7 protein-coding genes and 1 pseudogene are annotated in these 6968 nt (G+C 32.0%); 1 reads left to right on the top strand and 7 read right to left on the bottom strand.

Annotated elements, in window-relative coordinates; translation table 11 throughout:
- Positions 1-121 precede the first annotated feature (121 nt).
- Complete coding sequence (locus AN960_RS22020; RefSeq protein ID WP_056476428.1) at positions 122-466, bottom strand: DUF805 domain-containing protein; 345 nt, start codon at positions 464-466, stop codon at positions 122-124.
- A 259-nt stretch (positions 467-725) separates the two neighbouring features.
- On the opposite strand from AN960_RS22020, the gene AN960_RS22015 reads away from it, so the two are divergent.
- On the top strand, positions 726-1124 hold the full coding sequence (locus AN960_RS22015) for a VanZ family protein (RefSeq protein ID WP_056476425.1): 399 nt from the start codon (positions 726-728) through the stop codon (positions 1122-1124).
- A gap of 53 nt (positions 1125-1177) precedes the next feature.
- On the opposite strand, the gene AN960_RS22010 is transcribed toward AN960_RS22015, so the two are convergent.
- The 6 genes and pseudogenes from AN960_RS22010 to AN960_RS21990 form a co-directional block, all read right to left on the bottom strand.
- Positions 1178-1519, bottom strand: coding sequence for a DUF805 domain-containing protein (locus AN960_RS22010; protein WP_056476422.1), 342 nt, complete (start codon positions 1517-1519; stop codon positions 1178-1180).
- Positions 1520-1683: 164 nt separating this feature from the next.
- Positions 1684-2598, bottom strand: coding sequence for a hypothetical protein (locus AN960_RS22005; protein ID WP_056476421.1), 915 nt, complete (start codon positions 2596-2598; stop codon positions 1684-1686).
- Positions 2599-2814: 216 nt separating this feature from the next.
- Complete coding sequence (locus tag AN960_RS22000) at positions 2815-4089, bottom strand: ABC transporter substrate-binding protein (RefSeq protein ID WP_056476418.1); 1275 nt, start codon at positions 4087-4089, stop codon at positions 2815-2817.
- Between the two features lie 15 nt (positions 4090-4104).
- A pseudogene (locus AN960_RS25220) lies at positions 4105-4218 on the bottom strand (carbohydrate ABC transporter permease); the annotation flags it as partial.
- Positions 4219-4363: 145 nt separating this feature from the next.
- Positions 4364-5308, bottom strand: coding sequence for a DMT family transporter (locus AN960_RS21995; RefSeq protein WP_056476415.1), 945 nt, complete (start codon positions 5306-5308; stop codon positions 4364-4366).
- 161 nt (positions 5309-5469) lie between these two features.
- Positions 5470-6630: a C40 family peptidase gene (locus AN960_RS21990; protein WP_056476413.1), complete on the bottom strand. Its 1161-nt coding sequence runs from the start codon at positions 6628-6630 to the stop codon at positions 5470-5472.
- Between the last annotated feature and the right edge of the window lie 338 nt (positions 6631-6968).

Genomic DNA, 6968 nt, shown 5'->3' with positions numbered 1-6968 from the left:
CCAGTAAAATACCGAGTTCATGCCCAACAGGCTGCCTAATTGAAGTAACCAGTCTAACTTTATGGGGTCACTACAATATAAGGCGGTTTACATCTTATCCCTTAAAACTAACCTTCAAAATTTAATACTTAGGGTTCGCCCCAAATCGATTATCTCCCTCTTCACTATCCAAACAGAAGAAAATAATAAGAATAATCGTACCAATAAACGGAATTATTCCAAGTAACAGCCACCAACCACTTCTACCTGAATCATGTAATCTGCGAGCTCCTACTGCTAAAGATGGCAATATCGTCAAAAGACCATAAATTCCAGTTAATATATTATCGATATCCGCAATGCTTTGTAAAATTGAAAGTATAATAGTGATAATGGCATTAAACAGGAAAAACATCCAATACTCTGTTCTTCTAGCTCTTCCGCTGAATACTGCGTAATTCTTTAATACTTTTAAATACCATTCCACGATGGATCCCTCCCAAGAAGTAAATACGGTACATTTAAGTCTATTCTTAATACCTAGCTAACATTATTAATTTTTAATAATAGGACAATCTATTTTGAATTAACACAAAAAACCGCCTAAAATTAGGCGGGTATTAAGCTTAAATTATCTCGGTGTTAGGCCAAATCGTCATTATTTAATGAAAAGTTTATTGAGGAAATACAAAATTATTAATGTATAATAACTTATTATTAATTAAAACATTTTTGGGAGATTTATTTTGAAACCTATTTTCATAAAACTATTACTGTTAATTTTTTCACTTGTGTTTATTTTTAGGTTTACTTTTTTTCCAGTTCCTTCTTTAGGAATAGGTGTTTCTGAAGGTGGATTAAATTTAATCCCATTAATTAAAATGTTTAATGAGTTTAGCAGCGTTAAACAATTTATAGTTAATATTTTTGGAAATATCCTTCTATTTGTACCATTTGGGTTTATTTTGACTTCAATTAAGAGAACAAAAAAAGTTATACTAATTGGCTTATTTTTATCGGTAAGCATAGAAGTTGTCCAATTTATGATGTCTTTTAGAACATCAGATATAGATGATGTTATCTTAAATACTTTAGGGACATACATTGGGTATAAGATTTCGAAGATCAATTTATTTAAGAAATAATATGGTACATTAAGTCTTTTCCTAATACCCAATGAATATTATTACTTTTAATCTTATCTTGGAACTGGTCCAAAACGATTCTCGTGATTTTCACTTTTAAAACAAGCAAGTATTAATAAAATAATTGATCCTATAAACGGAATTAAACTAATTAAATACCACCAACCACTTTTACCAATATCATGTAATCTGCGAACACCGACTGCAATTAGTGGCAGCAAGGTAAGCAAACCATAAATTCCTGAAATCATGTTATCTGTATTTGCAAAGTTATCTAATATACTAAGTAAAATAGTAATAATTGCATTAATTAACATGAACATCCAAAATTCAGTTCGACTCGCTCTGCCATGAAATCCTACATAATTCTTTAATACTTTTAAATACCAATGCACAATTGATCTCTCCTAAGAAATTATTTTATCCAAAAGCTAGTGTATACTTCCTTTTTAATATTCCCATTAGAAAATCAAATCTCATATTTCTTATTAAAAAAATGAAATAGATCAGTGCACAATAAAAAAAGGAAGTCCAAATTTGGACTCCTTCATCAAAAAACTTACTTATTAACATGTGTTAATGTCGCACCATACGGAGTTACATCAAAGAAGTCTCCATAACCAACAACAGTTCCGCTGCCGTTCGCAATTACTGATTTTCTTGATTTCCATGAATCTCTCCATTGTTCATTTACATCTGCAGCACGACGGTTAACGATAATATTCATTTTTTTCGTTTCGATTTGTTCTTTTGTCATGTTTTTTGTATCAATTTTTTTAAAGTCATCTAGTATTAAATTTTTTGTTTTATCCGATATTGCACCACTTTGAACAAATATATCAAACATTAATGCATATCCTCTTTTTGTCCATAATCCGAATGTCTTGTAATACTTTTCTGCTTGATCGAAGTACCATTTTGAAGCATTTACTTGTTCATCAATACATTCTTTACTTGTACCTAGATTTTTAAAGTAAGTTTTCCAAGGCTCTACAACTTGGTATTTATTATTAGGGTCAGTTATTGAATTTCCCCAAGCTACCTGTTCTTTTGTCGTTTTGTTCATAATTACATTTTTAAATATATTATAAGAATCAACGTCTCCATTGAAAGCTTTTAGGACAATATCATTATGATTTGCGAACATATTTTTCATAATTGGTTGGATCGTTTCTGTTCCAAAGTTTTCTTGAAGCGCGCCAAAAGATAGACCGGCACCGTCGAAATTACCACTTGTTGCACCAAATGCATCAGATCCAGATGATGATGTTTCATACCATGAAGTGATTTCAAGTGCCATCTTTTTAACTGATTCATTTGCTGGAAGCTTCACTGGAGCAATCGTTTTTGTTGCTGGCTTCTTTGTCGCAACTTGTGGTTTGACAACAGTAGCAGCATTCGCTGGTCCGACTACTGTTCCTAAAGAAAAGACAATCGTAGTTGATAAAATAACATTTTTAATCGATTTTTTCATATTTGATTACTCTCCCTTACTATTAATCTATTTATCTAGGTTAAACTCAGGAATTTCATTTATTTTCATAACGTTAATTACTATATCACGATAATTAAATCGGTTCATCACATAAAATCTTCCAATTGATAATCCATTGATAAAATCATTATACAAAAAAACAAACCTCACTCGAAATTATTTCGAAATAAGGTTTGCCTTAAATTTCTTCTTCGCTTACTGGTTTTTAAGCTTATCCCAAGAATCCTGAAGCGATTGCAGTAATTGCTGTGGATTTTTTTGTCCTCCAACATAAGCTTGCATTGAGGCACCAAATTCGTTTGTTGCACCATTTGGATATTTAAACCAGTTCCATGAAAGTACTTTTCCGTCAGTTGAGTATTTTTGAATATCGTCAGCTATTGGTCCTAGGCCTTTTCCTTCAATTGTTTTAACTGCTGGAATAAATCTAAACTTTTCAACGATATATTTTTTACCTGTATCAGAAGAAACCATCCAATTTAAAAACTTCTTCGCTTCTTCTTTGTTTTTTGAATTTTTGTTAACTACCCAGTTATTTGGTACACCGACAGGAATTTTGTCCATTGCGTTTTTATCATCATTAATCGGCATTGGTAATAGACCAAGTTTCATATTTGGCGTAATGCCATCAATCATACCTTGTGTCCAGTTTCCTTGTTGCATCATAGCTGTTTTTCCAGATGCAAAATTTGTAACTTGCGTATTGTAATCCGTTGTTAATGGATTTTTATTTCCATATTTAATCGTTAAATCAAATAATTTTATAAACTCCTTAAATTTATCATTATCAGAGATTTTTACTTTGCTTGCATTTAAATCGGCGATAAATTTATCTGGGTCCGGCTGTTGTGCGAATGGAATATTTAATAAATGAATTCCTAGAATCCACCATTCACCATATCCAACTGAAAACGGTGTAATGCCAGCGTCTTTTAATTTTTTTGCAGTTGCCTCTAATTCAGTTAATGTTTTTGGCAATTGTGTAATACCAGCTTTATCAAATAAATCTTTATTATAAATGAATCCATAGCCTTCTGTGTTCATAGGCATTCCGAGTAATTTCCCACCAACTGTCATCGGTTTTTCTGTTTCTGGATATAAATCCTTCACCCAATCTTGATCCGACAAGTCCTCAAGTTTGTCTTTCCAAGTAACAGCCTCTTGGTAACCACCATTATTGAAAATATCGGGTTCATTTCCTGATGCAAATTGAGCTTTCAATGCTGCTCCATAATCTGCACCTCCACCTACTGTTTGAACCTTTACCGTAACATTTTTATTTTCCTTTTGATATTCCTTTGCTAAAGCCTCTAGATCTTTTGCAATTTCAGCTTTAAACTGGAAAATATTTAATGTGATTTTTTCACCTGTACTAGGCTTTTTTGTTTCTTGTTTTTTATTATTACATCCAGTAAACAACAACATACTAGTTGATAAAACGGCAATCGACTTAAATAATTTATTATTCATATGTTCCTCCTTACCTTACTTTATAGAACCACTCGTAATACTACGGATAATTTGCTTTTGGGCATCGAAGAAAAAGATCAATAATGGCATAATGCCTAAAACTAATCCGGCAAGTGCTAAATTCCATTGTGGAAGCATCATCTACAACTGTTTCAACTGCTTTATCAATCTTTGACAACTATGTACCTACCCTCACAACGATTTACAAAAAAAGCAACTCCACATTATTATTAAAAAGTGGAGTTGCTTTTATTCGGGATGCATTCTATTCGAGTCAAGACGCACTCTTCATATGAGTGCTGCGTTGATCCTTTTGATAATTCACAATGATAATACCTGACGTAACCATAATTAAACCAATAAATACAAGATAAGATAACACTTCATTCAGCATGATTGATGATAAAATTACACCAAAAACAGGAACTAAGAATAAGTACATTGATACTTTTCCAACTTGGTTGTATTTCATGACATTGTTCCACAGAATGAAACCTACAGATGAAAGTATCGATAAATAAACTAACATGCCAAACGTTTTTAAATCAAAGTGGAACGGTAAAAATCCTGCCGTTAAACCACCAATTAATAACAATCCAATCGAACCGATCATCATTTGATATGCCGTTAAATAGGCAACATCCACTTTCTTTGCAGCTTCCTTAGCAAGTACATTACCATATCCACCAAATGCCATTGCAAACAATAATAAAATCTCGCCAATTCCTAAATGTAAAGAAAGCGTGCCTTTTGTAATATTCACAATAATCACACCCGCAAACCCTACTGTTACACCAAGAATCTTACGCAAGTTTAAACGATCATTTTTATACATAAAATGCGCTGCTAAAAGTTGAAAAAACGAAGTCGTTCCGGCAATAATCGAGCCTTGAACTCCCGTCGAAAAACTCAATCCAATATAAAACAACACATATTGTAAAAACGTTTGAAACAAACCTACTTTTCCTACTACAAAAAAAGTATCTCGCTTAAAAGTTAACTTTCTACCAATTATCGTAAAAAATATTAAAATTAATAATGAGGCCAAAAAGAAACGATAACCCGCAAAAATCATTTGCTTCCAAATTTCATTCTTCTCAATATGCAAGTGCTCATAACTTAGCTTAATAAACGGAAATGCGCTTCCCCATAAAAAAGTTGTAATAACCGCTGATGCAATCACTCCCAAAGGATGTGTAAAAAATCTCTTTGCAGACATTGTTTCCCTCCATAAGCCTTTTTCTCTCTATAGAATACAGTTTATTCTATCATCAATAGGGCATTCCTTCTATTCGTTTTATTATAAGAAAGTCCTAAAGGTAAAGACAATTGTTGAGAATCTTTATAAAAGTAATTTATGAGGATTTGTACTTAAAATTTTTATGATTTTATTCGCTTATACCCTAAAAAATGCTTTTGCCAATATGAGTCATTTAGATTTGAAATTGTAACACCTTTACTGGTACCGGCTTGAATAAATTCATTTTGATTTAACATAATCCCCATGTGTGATGGTCCATATGTGTATGTATTTTGAAAAAATATCAAATCACCAGGCTGTGAAGTTGTTACTTTTTGGAATGAAGTATTGTTCTGCCAATAACCTGATACATTTGTTCTTCCAAATGGCTTACCATTTTCCTTAAGGACATAATAAATAAAGCCACTGCAATCAAAACCAGTAGGCGATACTCCTGCCCACTTATAGGGAACACCTAAAAATTGTTTTGCAAAGGAAATCATATTTTGCTCATCAATATCGCTAGTCGAACCATTTGATTGATCAATTTCTTTTTCAGTATATCCAGCACTTATATAACCGATTTTTCCTTGATAGTTTATTTTGCGCCAACCATTTGAAGTTGAAATAACGTCTAACTTCTGCATTTTTGTCGCACTTCCTATTATATTGTAATTCGTTCCCGCACCTGAGCGAATATTTACTCTGGCCCCAGTTACAATATATTTAGTCGTATTGTATACTGGGTTTTCATCTTCAATATTCTTTTGTTTCTGAACATAAGTGCCACTTATGTAGCCAATTCTTCCTTGATAAATAATCTTGTACCAACCATTTGCGGAAGATTTAACATCTAATTTAGCATTCTTATTTACACTTCCTAAAATACTGTAATTCGTTCCTGCTCCCGAACGAATACGTACCCCGTTCCCGGTTGAGATATAATTGGAAGTATTGTTTTCTATTTTTTCATTTTCAACATTACTACTTTGTTTTTTAACATAAGTACCGCTTATGTAGCCCATTCTCCCCTTATAATTAATCTTATACCAACCATTTGTGGAAGAGATGACATCTAATTTAGCATTCTTATTTACACTTCCTAAAATACTATAATTCGTTCCTGCCCCTGAACGAATACGTACTCCGTTCCCTGTTGAGATATAGTAATCCACGTATGAGATCGATGCTTTAGGTTGATTTACAGTTGTACTTTCTGCATCCGCTTCTAATAGATCCATAGAATTAATACATGAAACAGATCCTATGATTGCAATTGATTGTATAATTTTTTTCTTCAAAATCTTCACCAGCTTTTATTTTATTTATATTTGCTATACTTTTATGAGTTTGAAATAGATGAATTAGCTTTTAATGTAGTAACAAATATGTATTTATGTGCTTACTGTATAAATATCGGTTGGATGCTTAAAATTCTTTAATGAACGTCAAAAATTTTATTATTTGATAGAACCGGTAAAATTTAATAGGGCAGACTGAATTCCTGTCCACCCCACACCTACATCTAATTTCACAACTCGATCACATCATTAAAATTTTTTTAATTTAAAAGCAAATTTTTTCTTCACATTTAAAGGAATGTGGTAATATATATTTAATAAGAATTATTTTAATTAAG

This window comes from Bacillus sp. FJAT-25509 (assembly GCF_001420605.1).
Taxonomy (GTDB): domain Bacteria; phylum Bacillota; class Bacilli; order Bacillales; family Bacillaceae_G; genus Gottfriedia.
Note: the sequence above shows the minus strand (reverse complement) of the source record. Positions and strands in the feature narration are given on the sequence as shown.